Here is a 16,584-nt window from a genome sequence, read left to right as displayed (position 1 = left end):
CTGGCCGAACATATGGGCATAGCTGCTGGGTCGTAACTTTCCACTCACGAGGCCAGCCGTTCTGAAACTGCCTCGCCTGCGCGGTCCCCGGCCAAGAGGGCTCCGTCAATGGAGCCTGTGCCGCGGTGGTCCCCGGTGACAAGGACCCTGGGCCCGGTCCACAGGGGGTGCCGGTCCCTCAGCGGAGGCGGCTGCAGTGGCAGCGCATGCTGGACGACATGGTGGGCCAGCACATCCCAATCCTTCGTCGATGTGCTGTACAGACGCTCCAGGTCACGGCGGATGTCACCTTCTGTGGCGAGACCGTCCGGTTGATCCAGCAGCGTGGTGGCCTCGATCAGGTGGTGCCCTGTGGGCGCGTATGACGGCGCAGCCTCCGAAACCACTGCCGTGTGCCAGATGGGCCCGGCAGGTCCGCCGCCAGGCCTGCTTGCATCAAGCATCAGGAATGGTCCTCGGCGTGGGAGTTCCGGGGCCCGGAACCACCAGGTGGTGAGGCCGCGGGTTACCGGCACGGTCAGGGGCGTGAGATCAGCAACATTCTCGGATCCAACGGCTACAACGACAGAGCTCGCGCTAAGCGTTCCACTGTCCGTGGTGACCCGGACGCCGTCGGACGTTTCCTGAAGATCGCGCCCCGCCACGCCAAACCTGACGGGTGCACTGAGTGAGTCGGCCATTTGCTGCGGGAGTGCCTGCATGCCGGCGCGCGGGAGTCCGGGAGCGGAGAGGACAAAAAAGCGCATCAGCAGCCGGGCGTAATCGGCTGAGACCTCTCCGGAAGAATCGGCGAGTACCCCGGCCAGGAAGGTGTCGAGGACGTCGCTGCGCAGGCGCCCTGCAAGTCCAGCAGCATCAAACGACGTGCTCAGTGTGGTGTCCCGTGCCGAGCCGTAGACACGTGACGGCCGCAGCAGGCTGGGCCCAAGCCAGCGGGCCATGGCAAGCAGGTCACGAGGTTGGGTCTGTTTGCTGCGCAGCGTTTCCAACGCGTAGGCGGGATGGAGGACAGGGTGCGCAAGGGTGCTGGTGGCTTCGCCATCACGGACCACCACACCAAAGCCAAACTTCTGCAGTTCCAGCGAGGACGTATCAATCCATTTTCGCACTGAGGGATAGGCCGGGTTCAGCAGCTGGAACCCCTTGTCGCAGAGGAAACCATCGATGCGGTCGGTCTGCACACGGCCACCGACGGCGTCTCCGGCCTCGAGGACTATGACGCTGTGGCCATGACGCTCGGCTCGACGCGCACACTGCAGGCCGGCGAGGCCCGCTCCAATAACGATGATGTCGGCGTCCATGAGGCTCCATTTCTGTTGCCCTCGAGTCTAGTGCTGGCGGGCGACCAAGCAGTCCAGGAATCCGGCACTTGAGGACCACGGCACCGGGAAATAGTCCGGCCATCGATCCAGCCATCGATCCAGAGGACGGACCCTTGACGCCCCCGCGCCTAGAAGGCGGCGCTGGGCAGATCCTTTTCGCCATCGACGATCGCGCTGATGATCCGCGCCGCAACGGCGTCTGGGTCTAGTGCAGCTCCGAATCGCGGCGCTGCCCCGGCGATCGGGTGCTCGGACAGGGTTGTACCCGTGTGGCCCGGGCGGGCATCCACGATCCGTATACCTGCGCGGCGATACTCCCGCGCAGCAGCGACCACAAAGGCGGCGAGCGCCGCCTTTGACGCCGAGTATGCCGCCAGGCCAGCAACGGGTGCCTCCGCGACCACTCCACTCAGAGTGATCACGAAGGGCTCCCTGCCCTCACGGGCCGAGGCCGCGAGGTACGGCTGACTCTGGGTAATGAGCTGGATCGCACTGGTTGTGTTCACTGCAAAAAGTTCATCCAGTGTGGCGGTCGAAAGCTCTGCGGCGGCCCCGAACGCAACGACTCCCGAGGCAATCACCAACCCGTCGATGCGTCCGTGCTGCGCTTGGGCCGCATCAAGCACCTCCTGGATCACCGAAGGCGAGCGCAGGTCATACCCTGCGGACTTAGAGGACCGGGCAACGATGGCGCCGCGGCCTTCCAACTGTGTAGCAATACGAGAGCCGAGGCCGCCGCTCGCGCCAACTACCAGAACAACCGCACCCTCAAGGTTCATCATGGGTTGATCCTAAATCACGAACGCCCGAGCAGTTGGACTTACTGGTTCGTATCGATCCATAGGTCTCGGTGCGGAGGGCAGGGCACCAGGAACCTTATGTGCCTAGAATACTTGTATGCCTACACGCGTTCACGAGTTTGCCTGGCCCGATCGGGTCGTCGTTGGCACCATTGGCCTTCCGGGAGATCGCAGGTTCTATCTGCAGGTGCGCGCAGGGACGGAGCTCGTGAGCATTGGACTCGAGAAACAGCAATCGGCCCTACTCGCTGAGAAGATCGACGAAATCCTCGACCAGCTGATCACTGTCGAGGGCAACCCGTTCAGCGTTCCCACAAGCACACCGATTGAACTTGTCGACAATGACCAGCTCGAGGCCGTCCAGGAGCAATTCCGGACAGGTGCCGTAGGCCTGGGATGGGATCCAACTACGGCCCAGATTGTTGTTGAGGCCCACCCGATCACCGACGGCGATACTGATGACGACGGCGACAATTCGGGTGAAGACGGAACGAACGAGTCCGAAATGGTCCTGGTCAGAATGCCTGTCGGTACTGCCCGCGCATTCGCCAAGCGCACCAGGGAGATCGTGGGGGCAGGACGTCCGACGTGCCCCCTCTGCGGCTACCCCATAGACGCCGACGGACACATCTGCACCCTTCCCGAGGTCTGATGCCTATGCCTGACCTTGTGACGGCTGAGCTGAGTCTCACTGGCCGCATTACGACGGCATCAAACGCTACTTTCCTTGGAACCATCGGCGACGTGCTGGTTGTCTACAAGCCAATTGCAGGCGAAAGTCCCTTGTGGGATTTTCCCCAGGGACTACTCGCCCACCGGGAGGTGGCCGCGTATTTGGTCTCGGAGGTCTTCGGCTGGGGTGTCGTACCGCATACCTGGCTGCGCGATGGTCCGCTGGGTGAAGGAATGGTTCAGCTCTGGCAGGAACAGGACCCCGCTCAGAGCGCGGTAGACCTGGTGGCGACGGACAAGGTGCCGGAGGCAGGGTGGAAACACGTTCTCGAAGGACGGGATGAGAACGGAAAAATGGTAGCCCTCATCCACGAAGATTCGCCAGCGCTCAGGCGCATGGCGGTGTTCGACGTCGTCGTCAACAACGCCGACCGCAAAGGCGACCACATTCTTGCCATGGCTGACGGACGCAGGCACGGCGTCGACCATGGGCTCACCTTTCACCGCGACCATAAGCTGCGCACGGTGCTGTGGGGTTGGTTGGGGGATGCCCTCACCGAGGAGGAACGCGCCGGCATTGATCGTGTCAGCGACGCGCTGCAAGGAGATCTGGGCAAAAACCTGGCGGACTTGCTCAGTGCCGAAGAAATCACGTCGCTTGCTGAGCGCTGCGCGCGGTTGTTCTCAGAAGGACGGCTTCCGGCTCCGAGCGGTGAGATGTCGGCAGTACCTTGGCCGCTGTTCTGAGGGAAAGGCAGCCACTGGTTTTCGCACTCGGTGTCGCGTTGCACCATCCTCGCTCAGCAGCAGTAGTGTGAATCCACCGCGGAAATGGTTTGCACGATTGGACCAAGGAGAAGCACATGGCAAGCAAGAACCTTGGACTGTCCAAGGAAGAACGTGACGCCGTCAAACAGCGTGCGGCGGAGCTACGGTCCCAAGAAAAAGCGGGGAAGTCCCGTGCAGCAGGCGAACAGGCAGTACGCGAAGCCATCGCGGCGCTCCCGCACGAGGACCGAGTTCTCGCCGAAGGTATTGACCGGACAGTTTCCGACGTGGCCCCGCACCTAATTCCAAAAACCTGGTACGGATTCCCCTCCTATGCCAATGCGGAAGGAAAAGTGGTTGTGTTCTTCAAGGCCGCCTCGAAGTTCACCTCCCGCTATGCAACCCTCGGCTTCGAGGAATCAGCCAGGCTCGATGACGGCGATCTGTGGGTCACCTCATTCGCCGTGCTGGAGTTGACGCCCGAGACTGAAAAAACGATGAGCGAACACATCCGCAGGGCTGCACGATAATTCGCCAACCCAGAGACTGACGGCCCTGGATCCGTAGAATGCGGTTGCCCCTTGCCGCAGGGAGACCATCCGTCGATCTCAGTCCGGCCACAGCGGTCCAACGGCGCAGTCATCCCGGACACCAAGGCGGTCAGGCAGCACATGAAAAACGCCCCGGCTCCAACGCTTTTCGCGCGAGGAACCGGGGCGTTGGAAATTCTTGCTGGCGGGAGCTACCGGCAGCGGACTTAGACGTTGAAGCGGAACTCCACCACGTCGCCGTCACTCATTACGTACTCTTTGCCCTCAATACGGACCTTGCCGCGGGACTTTGCCTCCGCCATGGAGCCGGCTTCCACCAGATCATCAAACGAAACCACCTCAGCCTTAATGAAACCACGCTGGAAATCAGAGTGGATCACGCCGGCTGCCTGCGGTGCGGTGTCGCCCTGGTGGATCGTCCAGGCACGTGTTTCCTTGGGTCCGGCCGTGAGGTAGGTCTGCAGTCCCAAGGTGTGGAATCCAACGCGGGCCAACTGGTCCAGGCCGGATTCATCCTGACCATTCATTTCGAGCATCTCGCGAGCCTCTTCCTCGTCAAGTTCAACGAGGTCCGACTCAAGCTTGGCATCAAGGAAAATGGCATCCGCCGGCGCCACGAGCGAGCGCAGCTCTTCCTGCTTTTCGGGACTACCCAGAATTCCTTCATCCGAGTTGAAGACGTAAATGAAGGGTTTGGCGGTGAGGAGGCTGAGCTCCCTGAGGTGCTCCATCTCCAACTTGTCGCTCTTGATAGAGGAGAACACCGTGTCGCCTCGCTCCAGGACAACCTGGGCGGCCTTGATAGCGGCCAGCTCGGCAGCTTCTCGCTTCTTGATCTTGACTTCTTTTTCGATCCGCGGAATGGCGTTTTCGATGGTCTGCAGGTCAGCCAGGATCAGTTCTGTATTGATGGTCTCCATATCAGACCGGGGATCCACTTTCCCGTCCACGTGGATGACATCAGGGTCATCAAACACACGGACAACCTGGGCAATGGCCTCTGCCTCACGGATAGTAGCGAGGAACTTGTTGCCCAAACCCTCACCCTCCGAAGCGCCCTTCACGATGCCCGCGATATCCACGAAGGACACCGGTGCTGGCAGGAGTCGTTGGGATCCAAAGATGTCCGCAAGCTTCTGCAGCCGCGGATCAGGCAGGTTTACGACGCCGACATTGGGTTCGATCGTGGCGAACGGATAGTTCGCTGCGAGCACCTGATTACGGGTCAGTGCGTTGAAAAGAGTTGATTTGCCGACGTTGGGCAGTCCGACGATGCCAATAGTTAGAGCCACGAGCATAGATTCTACCCGCACGCGGCGCGCCGCTCCCCCTGGAGTGGTCCGCAGATTGTCAGACCTCCGTGCCAAAGTGAAAGTATGGACGCTTTCGCTATCATTCTCTCTTTGCTCATGCTGCTCATTGGCACGTTTGTTGGCGCCATCGCGGTGTACCTCGCCTACCGCAGGCGCCAGCGGGATCTTGAGGAAGATTTCGACGGCGTTTCCGCCCGCCTTTCAGCGGTTACCGCTGAACTTGCGGGAGCCAACGCCGAACGTGGCCTCCTCCTAACCCGCACCAGGGAGCTCGATAATGACCGCCACTCAGACATCGACGTGCTGCGGGCCCTTGCCCCTGTGGCCGAGAAGCTCACAGCTGTCCAACAACAGGTGTCCATCCTGGAACGGGACCGGATGGAGCAATACGGCCAATTGGCGCAGCAGCTTCAGGAAGCCAGGCTCTCTGACGAGCAACTGCTGCGTTCCACGCACTCCCTTGAGGCCGCCTTGCGGTCGAACAGCGCCCGGGGCCAATGGGGCGAAGTCCAGCTCAGGCGCGTGGTAGAGGCAGCGGGCATGCTCAGGCATGTCGACTTCAAGGAACAGGTCCACACCGCTGGGATGGACGCAAGCGTCCGTCCGGACCTCGTGGTGCAACTCCCTGGTGACAAGCAGCTGGTGGTTGACTCGAAAGTACCCTTGTCCTCCTACCTCGAAGCACAGGAAATTGGCGGCCGCGGGGACCAGACAGGGAAGCAGGCCGCAGCGCAGCACAACGCGCTGATGGCGGCTCATGCCAAGGCACTGAAACTCCACGTCGATGCGCTCAGCTCAAAAAAATACTGGGATGTTCCCGGGAACTCGCCCGAACTGGTGGTGTGCTTTGTGCCAGCTGAATCAATTCTTTCGGCAGCGCTGACAGCGGATCCGGCACTTCTTGACCATGCCCTCGCACGTAACGTCGTCCTGGCCTCCCCGGTGACACTGCTGGCTGTCTTGAAGTCCGTAGCCTTCACCTGGCGTCAGGATGTCCTCACCGACAACGCAAAGGAGCTGTTCGAACTGGCAGGACAGCTCTACGACCGTATGGGCACCCTGGGCGAGAACGTCGGCAAACTCGGTAGCTCGCTGAAGACATCCGTGGACCGCTACAACTCCCTGGTGGGAACCTTGGAAGCGCGGGTCCTGCCCACGGCGCGCAAGCTTAATGCCATGGAGTCCACGGTCCTGCCGTCCCCGGCCCTGGTGGAGGCAGCTCCGCGGTCACTCACGGCGCCGGAACTGCAGGAATCCGCAGCTACCCGGAGCGAAGAGGACGCTGCCTAGCGCCGCGTGCCTGCGGTGCCTCGAAGACAGGAATCGGGCTGGGCTGCCTCAGGCCTCGCGGCTGCGGCGTCCACCCAGAGCGCGGGTGACGTCGCCCGCCTCCTTAAGGGTTGCTCGCAACTCCTTGGGCAGGGAGAAAAGCAGATCCTCCTCAGCGGTGACCACTTCCTCCACGGAACCGTAGCCGTAGTCAGCCAGGAGCCGGAGAACATCCGTTACTAGGACCTCGGGCACTGAGGCTCCAGAGGTAACACCAACCGTGGCCACGCCTTCAAACCAAGACTCATCGACTTCATTGGCAAAATCGACGCGGTAGGAGGCCTTGGCACCATACTCCAGCGCCACCTCAACCAGACGAACAGAGTTGGAGGAGTTGGCTGAACCGACCACAATCACCAGATCAGCCTGCGGTGAGATCTTTTTAATGGCCACCTGGCGGTTTGTGGTGGCATAGCAGATATCGTCGCTGGGCGGATCCTGGAGCGTCGGAAAGCGTTCCTTGAGGAGGCGCACTGTCTCCATGGTCTCGTCAACGCTGAGCGTGGTCTGCGAGAGCCAGATGACTTTCTCCGGGTCCCTGACAGTAACTTTACTGACCTCGTGTGGTCCGTTGATGATCTGGATGTGGTCCGGCGCCTCTCCAGCCGTACCTTCAACTTCTTCGTGACCGTCATGCCCAATCAGCAAGATATCGAAGTCGTCTTTGGCAAAGCGGACGGCTTCCTTGTGGACCTTCGTGACCAGTGGGCACGTTGCGTCGATGGTCCGAAGCCCGCGGTCCTCCGCGGACTGCACTACAGCCGGCGAGACCCCGTGCGCGGAAAAGATGACGAGTGCTCCCTCCGGAACCTCATCCGTCTCGTCCACGAAGATCGCGCCCTGCGCCTCAAGGGACGTCACGACATGGACGTTGTGGACAATCTGCTTGCGGACGTACACGGGCGGACCGTAATGTTCCAGAGCTTTCTCAACAGCTATCACAGCACGATCGACACCAGCACAGTAACCACGAGGAGCTGCCAACAGGACCTTTTTGCTGCCCGCTACCGGGGCGGCACTCAGGACGTCCTCAGGAGAACGGCGCTTCCGTGGAACAAAAGGCATCGACAGGGACACAGCGGTGGAAGTCATTCCTCCATGCTACCGGCAGCGGCTGCTCCACCTCAGTGGGATTCGCCACCCGCTGAACCCTCTAGGCTCCGCTGGCAGCAGAGGCTTTCTTGCCGGAGACCACCCTGACCACAACGGAGAGCACAACCAGCACTCCTCCTGCGACCAGCGCAGACGTGATCCAAGGCGTGAAACTTGAGCTGGCTGTCTCAACTGCGACCCGCTGGAAGAGCTCCTGGAGTGAGCTTCCGCCAGCCATTCCCAGAATTGCGTCCCGCGCCACCCCAAGGCCAAGGGCCCAGATACCGGCAACAATCAGCGCCGAGATCCCTATGCCCAGCACGGCGGCCCAGCGGCGCCGGGCAACTACAACGGCCAGCAGAAAAATCACCACTGCACCGCCGGCTAACTGGTACCCCAAAGGCGCGTAAGTGCTGATCCGGTCCAAGGTCTCGCGCTGGCTCGACTGGTCAAGGGTGACAAGAGTCTCCCCCGGCGCGGGAAGCGGGAGCCCCGTAGTAGCAGTGATCTGCTTCACCACCAGTCCCGTCAACGGGCCGAGGTCCAACCTGAACGCAGTGGAATCCGTCGCTTCACTGGAATCACCCGGGAAGTTGAGCCGATGGCTGTTCCGCAGGGTTTCTTCCCAGGCTGCCGGGTAGCCGGGGAGCCCCACCAGTGACTGGGCAGCGGATTCAAGGATCGGTTCAACAATGCGTGCCAACGGTCCTGGCAGCGAATCGCTGATGTCAAGGTTGGCAATGGTTGCTGCAGCAAGTTGCTTCTGGAAGTCGGCGTCATCACCGAGCGGCGCCATCAGTGACACGAAGCCATCTTCCTGGACAACGTTACGGTCAACCCAGATGGCGGGTCCCGCTACCGCAGCGAGCAGGAGTCCCACAATGACGGCGAGTGAGGAAAAGAACGTGCGCACAGGGATCCTTGGAGTCGACGGTGTTTGTCGCCATTCTATGAGGACAACCCAATGCCCCCGAAATGTCAGCCCCTCCCCCCATGCTTTGGATAGGGTAGGGCTGTTGGCTTCACGCCGTCACCGCAGAGCAAAGGCCGTACTGTCCTCCACCGGCGGCTTGCCTGCGCAAGTGGCACCAGCAGCCTATTCAAAGGATCACTGATGAATCACCATCCATCCGTCGCGGAGTCCCTTCATGGCTGACACAGCACCGCGAGAAACCCATGACGGACCACAGTTTGAGAAGACTCCTGCGCCGGGTGGCCCCACTACCGTGCCCGCCACGGCCGCGGACACAAGCCCCGATAATCCGTGGCCGCTGCAGCTCCTTTCCAAAAAACTCAAGGCCCATATTGACAGGACCCCTGCCGCCTGGGTTGAGGGACAGGTCATCGAGCTGAATAGGCGCGGGACCAGCGCCTACCTGACGCTTCGGGATGTTGATGCTGAAATTTCCCTGCCGGCATCCATCTGGTCAAGCGTCCTGGACCGGCAGGCCGCTCCCCTGGAAAAGGGATCACGCGTGGTTGCCCTGCTCAAACCAGAGTTCTGGCTCAAGACAGGTCGCATGTCTATGCAGGTCAGGGATATACGGCCTGTCGGCCTCGGAGACCTCCTTGCGCGCATTGAACGGCTCCGCCAGGCACTCGCTGCGGAAGGACTTTTTGCGCAGGGCCGCAAGAAGGCACTTCCCCTGCTTCCCCACCGGATTGGCCTCATTACCGGGCGCGATTCCGATGCAAAAAAGGACGTGCTTCGCAACGCCGCGCTGCGCTGGCCAGCGGTAGATTTCGAGGTTCGTGAGGTAGCGGTCCAGGGTGCCACAGCTGTCAGCCAGATCATTAAGGCGCTCCGCGAACTCGATGCCCACAGTGATGTCGACGTCATTGTGATCGCACGCGGCGGGGGCGCGTTGGAAGACCTCCTGCCTTTCAGCAGCGAGGAACTCATCCGCGCGGTCGCGCAGACTGTTACGCCTGTGGTGAGCGCCATTGGCCACGAGGCAGACCGGCCCCTGCTTGATGATGTTGCAGACGTCCGCGCCAGCACCCCAACAGATGCAGCCAAGCGGATCGTCCCGGACGTCAATGACGAACTGGCCAAAATTTCCCAGTGCCGCGACCAACTGGAGCGTTCCATCACAAGGATGGTGGAACGGGAATCGGACAGGTTGACGGCATTGCATTCCCGGCCTGTCCTGGCTGCGCCGGAAGGCATGGTCAGCGTCCGCGCCGATGATCTCGAACGACTCCGAACCCGTTCCACCTCAGCAGTGACTGCGCTCCTTGTCAGAGCAGAAGACAACCTCGTCCATCTGATGGCGCAGGTCCGTGCACTATCACCGCAGCAAACGCTTGACCGCGGCTATGCAGTGGTCCAGGCCGAACCAGACGCTGACCACGCTGGACCACTTCTCGTCCGCGATCCAGTGGACGCTCCAGCTGGCACAGCCCTCCGAATCAGGGTGGCCGCGGGACACCTGCTGGCTACCTCAGATGGCATTCCGCCCCTCCCACCAAGTGACAGGAAAAATCCATGACCCAGGAACAGACCCCCGCAGCACTCGACTCCCTGAGCTATGAACAGGCCCGCGAAGAACTCGTTTCCGTGGTCGGCCGCCTTGAAGCTGGCGGGACAACGCTGGAAGACTCCTTGATGCTGTGGGAGCGCGGAGAGGCGCTTGCCGGCCGATGCGAAGAATGGCTTGAGGGCGCCCGCAAACGGCTTGCAGCCGCCCGCGAAAAAGCCTGATCTCAGGACTTCGCTACTGCTTCGCGCTGCTCCGCTACATTAAATTGGGCTTCAGGCCACTGCAGATCCATGTCCCCAAGGGCCTTCAACACCAGATTCTGGACGGCAATGCGCGCGTACCATTTCCTATTGGCCGGGACCACGTGCCACGGCGCGGCAGCAGTGCTGGTCTTGGCGAACGCGGCCTGGTACGCACCCATGTAGTCTTCCCAGAAGCCCCGCTCATGAAGGTCGCCGTCGCTGTATTTCCAGTGTTTGGCCGGATTGTCCAGCCGAGCGAGCAGGCGCTCCCTCTGCTCGTCACAACTGATGTGGAGCATCACCTTGACGATGGTGGTCCCTGCGTCCGTCAGCCGCTGCTCGAAGGCGTTGATGGCCGTATACCTGCGCTCCAGCTCCTCAGGATCAGCCCACCCGTGAACACGGTGAATGAGCACGTCCTCGTAGTGGGACCTGTCGAATACACCAACGATCCCCGAGGCCGGAACTTCCTTTTCTATGCGCCATAAAAAATCATGGGATTTTTCCTCCGCGCTGGGCGCCTTAAAGGCTTTGAGTTTCACACCCTGCGGGTTCATGGCGCCCATGACGTGGGCTACGGTCCCGCCTTTGCCCGCAGTGTCCATGGCCTGCAGGACCAAAAGAAGGCTTTTTTTCGCTCCGATAGTGCCACTGGCAAAAAGTTTTTCCTGCAGCAGGACCAGCTGTCCGTCAAGCTCCTTCAAAAGGGCCGTCCCATCAGCCTTGTTCCCGGAATACCCCGGAGTCGACTGCGGATCAAGGCTCGCTAACTGGAAACCCGGATCCACCACCAGGGTCTCGGCCGGGTGCTGCTCAAAATCGACTATTTTACTCAACTGGAAACCTCGTTGTCTCTTGGGTCGACGCCGGATGGCCGTGCTGACAGGCTAGTTCCCTTTGTACTTGCTCAGGAAGTCCGCCATCCTGCCGATTGCCTCTTCGATGTCTTTGACGTAGGGCAGTGTCACCATACGGAAGTGGTCGGGACGGATCCAGTTGAACGCCCGCCCATGGGATACAAGGATCTTTTGCTCGCGCAACAGGTCAAGGACGAACTTTTCGTCGTCCCGTATCTCATAAACCTCAGGATCAAGCTTGGGGAACAAATACAGTGCTCCGCGTGCCTGCTGGGTACTTACACCCGGGATCGCGTTCAGCAGATCGTAGGCCTTGTTTCGCTGAGCAAGGAGCCTGCCCCCGGGAAGAATGAGGTCGTTGATGCTCTGGTAGCCGCCCAGCGCAGTCTGGATTGCATGCTGTCCGGGAACATTGGCGCACAAGCGCATGTTGGCGAGCAGGTTGATGCCTTCGAGATAATCCGACGCCTTACTTTTGGGCCCCGAAATAGCCATCCACCCCGCCCGGTAGCCACAGACCCGATAGGCCTTGGAGAGGCCGCTGAAGGTCAGGCAGAGAACGTCAGCGCCGGTAAGCGAGGCCATATTGATGTGGACTGCGTCCTCGTAGAGGATCTTCTCGTAAATTTCGTCCGCGAAGATCACCAGTCCGTGCTTCTCGGCAAGGGCCACAATCCTGCGAAGTGTGTCCTCGGGATAGACCGCACCTGTGGGGTTATTGGGATTGATCACAACAATCCCCTTGGTCTGCGGGGTGATCTTGGCTTCCATGTCTTCCAGGTCAGGCTGCCAGCCGGAATCCTCGTCACAGAGGTAATGAACGGGCTTGCCGCCAGCCAGGGCCACCGATGCAGTCCAGAGCGGATAATCGGGGGTGGGGATAAGGATTTCGTCTCCACCATCCAAAAGGGCCATGAGCGACATGGTGATCAACTCGCTGACACCGTTGCCCAGGTAGATATCGTCAACATCGATATTCTGGATACCGCGGGTCTGGTAGTACTGCGATACAGCTGTCCGGGCGGAGAAGATACCCCGTGAGTCACTGTATCCCTGCGCATTCGGCAGGTTTCGGATCATGTCAACCAGAACGGCGTCAGGAGCCTCGAACCCAAAAGGCGCGGGATTGCCGATGTTGAGCTTGAGGATACGGTGACCCTCGGCCTCCATTTGCTGGGCCGCCTCAAGGATCGGTCCACGGATGTCGTAGAGGACATTATGAAGCTTGGTGGACTGCCTGAATTCTGCCATCCATCAAATATGCCACATGGCGGATGTACTTCTGCTGAGATGTAGCTCACGTCGCCTGCGTCCGTGCCTTGCCGAGGACCACCTGATCAACGGCTCCGGGCTCCAGCGGAGAAAGCTGGGGAAACGCCGACGGCGGGTGGCCAGGTTGCACCAACCCAGCCACCCGCCGTCGGAGGTCAGCGGCTCCGTTGCCCAACAGTCGGGCGAAGAACCGCTAGGGAAAAGCTGTTACTTGACGATTCCTTTGTCCTTCAACCACGCCGCCGCCGCGTCCGATGGGTTCTGTTTCTGACTGCCGCTGACTGCACGGTTCAGATCGATCAGATCATCGGTGGTGAGCATCTTGGAGACGTTGTTCAGAGCTTCCTTGGCGGTATCGCTCATGTTTGCCGTGTTGTAGAGCGGCAGGACCTGCTGGGCCTTGAAGTTATCCTTGGGATCTTCAAGGACCACCAGGTCATTGTCGGCGATCGAGGGCGTCGTCGTGTAGATGTCTGCGACCTGGACGTCGTCGCTAAGGAGGGCCTGCAGGGTGAGGTTTCCGCCACCGTCAGAGAACGGCTTGAGCGCCTTCATCTCGCAGTTGTAGTTTGCCTTCAGTCCTGGGAAACCGTAGGCGCGTGTCTCAAAAGTGGCGGGCGCACCCATTGTGAGGTCCTTGCAGACAGGTGCCAGATCCTCGATGGAGGTCAGCGAGTACTTCTCGGCGGTCGCCTTGGTAACCACCATGGCGTCCTTGGACTCCGCGTTGGCCGGCTCAAGGACTGCAAGGCCCTCAGGAAGTGCGCTTGGAAGTGCCTTGTAGACGTCGGAAGCAGAGACCTCAGGAGCCTCCTGGTTGACGAAAGACAACAGGTTTCCCGAGTAGTCGGGGACCAGGTTCACCGAGCCGTCCTGGACGGCCTTCACGTAGATCTCGCGGGATCCGATGTTGGGCTTGGTGGTTGTCTCCACACCTGCGGCGTTGAGCGCACCGGCGTAGATTTCCGCGACAATCTGGCTCTCCGGGAAATCGGCGGAACCAACAACCAGTGATCCACCGGCATTGGATGCACCAGCGGCCGGAGTTTCGGCGGCCAATGGGTCGGCACCGCCACATGCTGTAAGTGCCAGGGCAATTCCGAGACCGGCAGCAAGGCCGCCAAGTCCACGGCGCGTTACCGGGGTGAGTTGGGCTTTGATCATGAGTTGACTCCTTGAACGGAAGCTTCTGCGGGTGCAGTAGCTGGTACTTCGTCGGCGGCCTTGTGGCTGCCGTTGGGTTTGGCGGAGAGGCCGGGCGAAAGCAGTAACCGCTTGATCAGCACCAGCACAAGGTCGATGGTGATGGCGAGGACCGCAATAAGCAGGGATCCACCGAGCATCTGGGGGAAGTCCTGCAGCACGAGACCGTCAAAGAGGTATCTGCCCAACCCACCAAGCGGAAGGTAGGCGACCACGGAAACGGTAGCGATGACTTGGAGAACAGCTGTACGGAAACCGCCAAACATCACCTGCAATCCGTTGGGCACTTCAACGCGGAACAGAATCTGCATCTCTGTCATGCCCATCGCACGGGCGGCATCGACCACTCCCGGATTGACGCTTGATATCCCCGCATAGGTGCCAGCCAGCAGTGGAGGCACCGTCAGGATAACCAGCGCCCACACCGGCGGCATGATGCCGCTGCCCGCAAGAAGTGCAAAAAGCACCAGCAGGCCCAGTGTGGGGAGGGCACGCAGTGCGCCTGCAATGGAAACTGCTGCGACCCTGCCACGTCCCGTGTGACCTATGTAGAGGCCAATGGGAATTGCGATGACCACGGCAATTGCCAGCACGAGGGCACTGTACTGCAGGTGCTCAACGAGCCGGGTGGCAATGCCACCACTACCAGACCAGTTTTCGGGGTTGAGGACCCATTCAATGGTCTGCGTGAAGACGTTGCTCATCATGCACCTCCGGCCTGGACCTGCTGGTCAGCGATGCGCGCGGCATTCGAAGGTGCAGTGTCCACCGGCGCCGTTTCGCTGTCCCCAGGACCAGCTGGCGAGGTGGCGGCCCGCGTCCAGGGCGTGAGGAGTCGCTCCAGAAGCACCAATACCGCATCCATGATCAGCGCCAGCAGCAAAATGGCGACGATGCCAATCACCACCTCGGTGATGAAGGTCCGCTGCAGCCCATCAGTGAACAGCATGCCAAGGTTCCCCACTCCGAGGAGCGCGGCGACACTGACCAAGGAGATATTGCTGACTGACACAACGCGCAGGCCAGCAAAAAGGACGGGCAGAGACAGCGGAAGGTCAATCTGAAAAAAGCGGGAAAAAGGCTTGTAGCCCATCGCAACGGCAGCCTGCCGCAGGTCTTCATCCACCGAATCAAAAGCATCGATTGCCGCCCGTACCAGGAGGGCTACGGCATACATGGTCAGGGCAACAATGACGTTGATGGGATCAAGGATCTTGGTGCCCAGCAAGGGCGGCAGGATGATGAACAGCGCCAGCGACGGCACGGTATACAGCAGTGAACTCGCTGTGAGCACTACTGACCTGACCACCGTGTTGACCCTGGCCACCTGCGCCAGCGGCACCGAGATGAGCAGACCAAGAACCAAAGGAATCAAGGCCAGGACCAGGTGCTGGCCAGCACGTTCAAGAACCATGTCCAGGTTGGACAGGAGCCACTCCATCAGAGTGCCGCCTCACGCACTTGGCGCGCCGACTCAATTGCGGCCAAAACCTCAGGTGCCGTTACGGCACCCAGGACAGCGCCGTCGTCGTCAACGGCAACGCCCAGTCCAGACGGTGAAGACAGCGCAGCGTCAAGGGCGCCCCGCAACGAATCTCCGGGGCGGTAGAGAGACCCCCCGGGCACCACGACTGATCCGTCTCCGGGAGCTGCCCACCCCACGGGGTGGTTGGCTCCGTCCACCAGCAGTGTCCAGTCTTTTGACGCCATCACCTGCGGCTCATTCTTCGAGGAGATATTCGACGTGGCTACCTGATGAATGCCCAGGCCTTTGGCAGGCGTGAAGCCCAGGTGCCGAAAGCCCCTGTCTCGACCCACGAAGGAAGCCACAAAGTCATTGGCCGGGGCACGCAGGATCTCCTCCGGAGTGGCATACTGTGCAAGCTTCCCACCCACCGCAAAAACTGCCACCTTGTCCCCCAGGATCGTGGCCTCGTCGATGTCGTGGGTGACAAACACGATGGTCTTTGCGAGGTCGCGCTGGAGCCGAAGAAGTTCCTTTTGCAGTTCATCACGGACCACCGGATCCACAGCGCTGAACGGCTCGTCCATCAACAGCACGGGCGGATCAGCGGCCAGGGCACGGGCGACGCCTACGCGCTGCTGCTGACCGCCGGAGAGCTGGGCGGGGTACCGCTTGCCCATGACCGAGGTGAGGCCGACGACGTCGAGCAGTTCCGTTGCCCGTTTCCTCGCGTCCGTTTTTGAGACGCCATTCAGCCTCGGAACGGTGGCAATGTTGTCCAGCACCGTGCGGTGCGGCATCAGGCCAGAAGACTGCATGACATATCCCATGGAACGGCGCAGCCGGGCGGCCGGCTCGGAAAGGACGTCCTTGCCACCCACGGTGATGGTGCCGGAGGTCGGTTCCACCATGCGGTTGATCATGCGCAGGGAGGTGGTTTTCCCGCAGCCGGACGGGCCCACAAAAACGGTGATGGAACCTTTGTCGATGGACATGCTCAGCTGGTCAACGGCTGGTTGCCCACCCTGATAGGACTTCGTGACGTTGGAGAAGTCGATCATGGCTTCAGTCATTCCCTGACTTACCTATCTGTTAATGGAATCGAACAGTGTGCGGGGGTGATGATCAGTACGCTGCCTAAATTGGTCTTGACACAGCCTAGCGAGTACCGGCGACAATTGCCGCACAGAGGCAACTACCGTAACCATTCGGAGA

17 protein-coding genes are annotated in these 16,584 nt (G+C 60.7%); 6 read left to right on the top strand and 11 right to left on the bottom strand.

Annotated elements, in window-relative coordinates:
- Positions 1-44: 44 nt before the first annotated feature.
- Positions 45-1,301 carry an NAD(P)/FAD-dependent oxidoreductase gene (locus QMG79_RS12670; protein WP_283538952.1) on the bottom strand — a complete coding sequence of 419 codons (1,257 nt, stop codon included), beginning with the start codon at positions 1,299-1,301 and terminating at the stop codon, positions 45-47.
- Between the two features lie 149 nt (positions 1,302-1,450).
- Positions 1,451-2,104, bottom strand: a complete 654-nt coding sequence (locus tag QMG79_RS12665; protein WP_283538951.1) for an SDR family NAD(P)-dependent oxidoreductase — start codon at positions 2,102-2,104, stop codon at positions 1,451-1,453.
- Positions 2,105-2,219: 115 nt separating this feature from the next.
- On the opposite strand from QMG79_RS12665, the gene QMG79_RS12660 reads away from it, so the two are divergent.
- The 3 genes from QMG79_RS12660 to QMG79_RS12650 all read left to right on the top strand — a co-directional run bounded on the left by QMG79_RS12660 (position 2,220) and on the right by QMG79_RS12650 (position 4,092).
- Positions 2,220-2,774: a DUF3090 domain-containing protein gene (locus tag QMG79_RS12660; protein ID WP_283538950.1), complete on the top strand. Its 555-nt coding sequence runs from the start codon at positions 2,220-2,222 to the stop codon at positions 2,772-2,774.
- Positions 2,774-3,541, top strand: coding sequence for an SCO1664 family protein (locus QMG79_RS12655; RefSeq protein WP_283538949.1), 768 nt, complete (start codon positions 2,774-2,776; stop codon positions 3,539-3,541). The genes QMG79_RS12660 and QMG79_RS12655 overlap by 1 nt, the downstream gene beginning before the upstream one ends.
- A 116-nt stretch (positions 3,542-3,657) precedes the next feature.
- A complete protein-coding gene (locus tag QMG79_RS12650) occupies positions 3,658-4,092 on the top strand; it encodes a hypothetical protein (RefSeq protein WP_283538948.1) in 435 nt (144 codons plus the stop codon).
- Between the two features lie 227 nt (positions 4,093-4,319).
- On the opposite strand, the gene ychF is transcribed toward QMG79_RS12650, so the two are convergent.
- Positions 4,320-5,405, bottom strand: a complete 1,086-nt coding sequence (gene ychF / locus QMG79_RS12645; RefSeq protein WP_283538947.1) for a redox-regulated ATPase YchF — start codon at positions 5,403-5,405, stop codon at positions 4,320-4,322.
- 84 nt (positions 5,406-5,489) lie between these two features.
- On the opposite strand from ychF, the gene QMG79_RS12640 reads away from it, so the two are divergent.
- Positions 5,490-6,716 carry a DNA recombination protein RmuC gene (locus QMG79_RS12640; RefSeq protein WP_283538946.1) on the top strand — a complete coding sequence of 409 codons (1,227 nt, stop codon included), beginning with the start codon at positions 5,490-5,492 and terminating at the stop codon, positions 6,714-6,716.
- 48 nt (positions 6,717-6,764) lie between these two features.
- On the opposite strand, the gene QMG79_RS12635 is transcribed toward QMG79_RS12640, so the two are convergent.
- Both QMG79_RS12635 and QMG79_RS12630 read right to left on the bottom strand, forming a co-directional pair.
- Positions 6,765-7,847, bottom strand: a complete 1,083-nt coding sequence (locus tag QMG79_RS12635; protein ID WP_283538945.1) for a 4-hydroxy-3-methylbut-2-enyl diphosphate reductase — start codon at positions 7,845-7,847, stop codon at positions 6,765-6,767.
- Between the two features lie 61 nt (positions 7,848-7,908).
- Complete coding sequence (locus QMG79_RS12630; protein ID WP_283538944.1) at positions 7,909-8,760, bottom strand: hypothetical protein; 852 nt, start codon at positions 8,758-8,760, stop codon at positions 7,909-7,911.
- A 235-nt stretch (positions 8,761-8,995) separates the two neighbouring features.
- Between QMG79_RS12630 and xseA the strand changes: the two genes are divergently transcribed.
- Positions 8,996-10,339, top strand: a complete 1,344-nt coding sequence (gene xseA / locus QMG79_RS12625) for an exodeoxyribonuclease VII large subunit (protein ID WP_283538943.1) — start codon at positions 8,996-8,998, stop codon at positions 10,337-10,339.
- Positions 10,336-10,551: an exodeoxyribonuclease VII small subunit gene (locus tag QMG79_RS12620; RefSeq protein ID WP_283538942.1), complete on the top strand. Its 216-nt coding sequence runs from the start codon at positions 10,336-10,338 to the stop codon at positions 10,549-10,551. The genes xseA and QMG79_RS12620 overlap by 4 nt, the downstream gene beginning before the upstream one ends.
- Positions 10,552-10,553: 2 nt before the next feature.
- Here QMG79_RS12620 and QMG79_RS12615 read toward each other — a convergent pair whose 3' ends face one another.
- From QMG79_RS12615 to QMG79_RS12590, 6 genes are all read right to left on the bottom strand, one after another.
- Positions 10,554-11,408: a polyphosphate kinase 2 family protein gene (locus tag QMG79_RS12615; RefSeq protein WP_283538941.1), complete on the bottom strand. Its 855-nt coding sequence runs from the start codon at positions 11,406-11,408 to the stop codon at positions 10,554-10,556.
- Positions 11,409-11,459: 51 nt separating this feature from the next.
- Positions 11,460-12,680, bottom strand: coding sequence for a pyridoxal phosphate-dependent aminotransferase (locus tag QMG79_RS12610; RefSeq protein WP_283538940.1), 1,221 nt, complete (start codon positions 12,678-12,680; stop codon positions 11,460-11,462).
- 228 nt (positions 12,681-12,908) lie between these two features.
- The gene (locus QMG79_RS12605; protein ID WP_283538939.1) at positions 12,909-13,865 is read right to left on the bottom strand and encodes an ABC transporter substrate-binding protein; all 957 of its coding nucleotides are present in this window, start codon (positions 13,863-13,865) and stop codon (positions 12,909-12,911) included.
- Complete coding sequence (locus QMG79_RS12600) at positions 13,862-14,608, bottom strand: ABC transporter permease (RefSeq protein ID WP_283539257.1); 747 nt, start codon at positions 14,606-14,608, stop codon at positions 13,862-13,864. Before QMG79_RS12600 ends, QMG79_RS12605 begins: the two co-directional genes overlap by 4 nt.
- Positions 14,608-15,345 carry an ABC transporter permease gene (locus QMG79_RS12595; RefSeq protein WP_283538938.1) on the bottom strand — a complete coding sequence of 246 codons (738 nt, stop codon included), beginning with the start codon at positions 15,343-15,345 and terminating at the stop codon, positions 14,608-14,610. The genes QMG79_RS12600 and QMG79_RS12595 overlap by 1 nt, the downstream gene beginning before the upstream one ends.
- A complete protein-coding gene (locus QMG79_RS12590; protein ID WP_283538937.1) occupies positions 15,345-16,442 on the bottom strand; it encodes an ABC transporter ATP-binding protein in 1,098 nt (365 codons plus the stop codon). The genes QMG79_RS12595 and QMG79_RS12590 overlap by 1 nt, the downstream gene beginning before the upstream one ends.
- Positions 16,443-16,584: the final 142 nt, after the last annotated feature.

It is taken from the genome of Pseudarthrobacter sp. PS3-L1, from assembly GCF_030063285.1.
Classification (GTDB): Bacteria; Actinomycetota; Actinomycetes; order Actinomycetales; family Micrococcaceae; genus Arthrobacter.
The sequence above is the reverse complement of the archived record's forward strand: the minus strand, read 5'-3'. Positions and strand labels throughout refer to the sequence as shown.

Bases quoted from the DNA above. Each gene is read 5' to 3' on its own strand.
- QMG79_RS12670 (WP_283538952.1), bottom strand. From the start codon at position 1,301: ATGGACGCCGACATCATCGTTATTGGAGCGGGCCTCGCCGGCCTGCAG.
- QMG79_RS12665 (WP_283538951.1), bottom strand. From the start codon at position 2,104: ATGATGAACCTTGAGGGTGCGGTTGTTCTGGTAGTTGGCGCGAGCGGC.
- QMG79_RS12660 (WP_283538950.1), top strand. From the start codon at position 2,220: ATGCCTACACGCGTTCACGAGTTTGCCTGGCCCGATCGGGTCGTCGTT.
- QMG79_RS12655 (WP_283538949.1), top strand. From the start codon at position 2,774: ATGCCTATGCCTGACCTTGTGACGGCTGAGCTGAGTCTCACTGGCCGC.
- QMG79_RS12650 (WP_283538948.1), top strand. From the start codon at position 3,658: ATGGCAAGCAAGAACCTTGGACTGTCCAAGGAAGAACGTGACGCCGTC.
- QMG79_RS12640 (WP_283538946.1), top strand. From the start codon at position 5,490: ATGGACGCTTTCGCTATCATTCTCTCTTTGCTCATGCTGCTCATTGGC.
- QMG79_RS12635 (WP_283538945.1), bottom strand. From the start codon at position 7,847: ATGACTTCCACCGCTGTGTCCCTGTCGATGCCTTTTGTTCCACGGAAG.
- xseA (WP_283538943.1), top strand. From the start codon at position 8,996: ATGGCTGACACAGCACCGCGAGAAACCCATGACGGACCACAGTTTGAG.
- QMG79_RS12620 (WP_283538942.1), top strand. From the start codon at position 10,336: ATGACCCAGGAACAGACCCCCGCAGCACTCGACTCCCTGAGCTATGAA.
- QMG79_RS12610 (WP_283538940.1), bottom strand. From the start codon at position 12,680: ATGGCAGAATTCAGGCAGTCCACCAAGCTTCATAATGTCCTCTACGAC.
- QMG79_RS12605 (WP_283538939.1), bottom strand. From the start codon at position 13,865: ATGATCAAAGCCCAACTCACCCCGGTAACGCGCCGTGGACTTGGCGGC.
- QMG79_RS12600 (WP_283539257.1), bottom strand. From the start codon at position 14,608: ATGAGCAACGTCTTCACGCAGACCATTGAATGGGTCCTCAACCCCGAA.
- QMG79_RS12595 (WP_283538938.1), bottom strand. From the start codon at position 15,345: ATGGAGTGGCTCCTGTCCAACCTGGACATGGTTCTTGAACGTGCTGGC.
- QMG79_RS12590 (WP_283538937.1), bottom strand. From the start codon at position 16,442: ATGACTGAAGCCATGATCGACTTCTCCAACGTCACGAAGTCCTATCAG.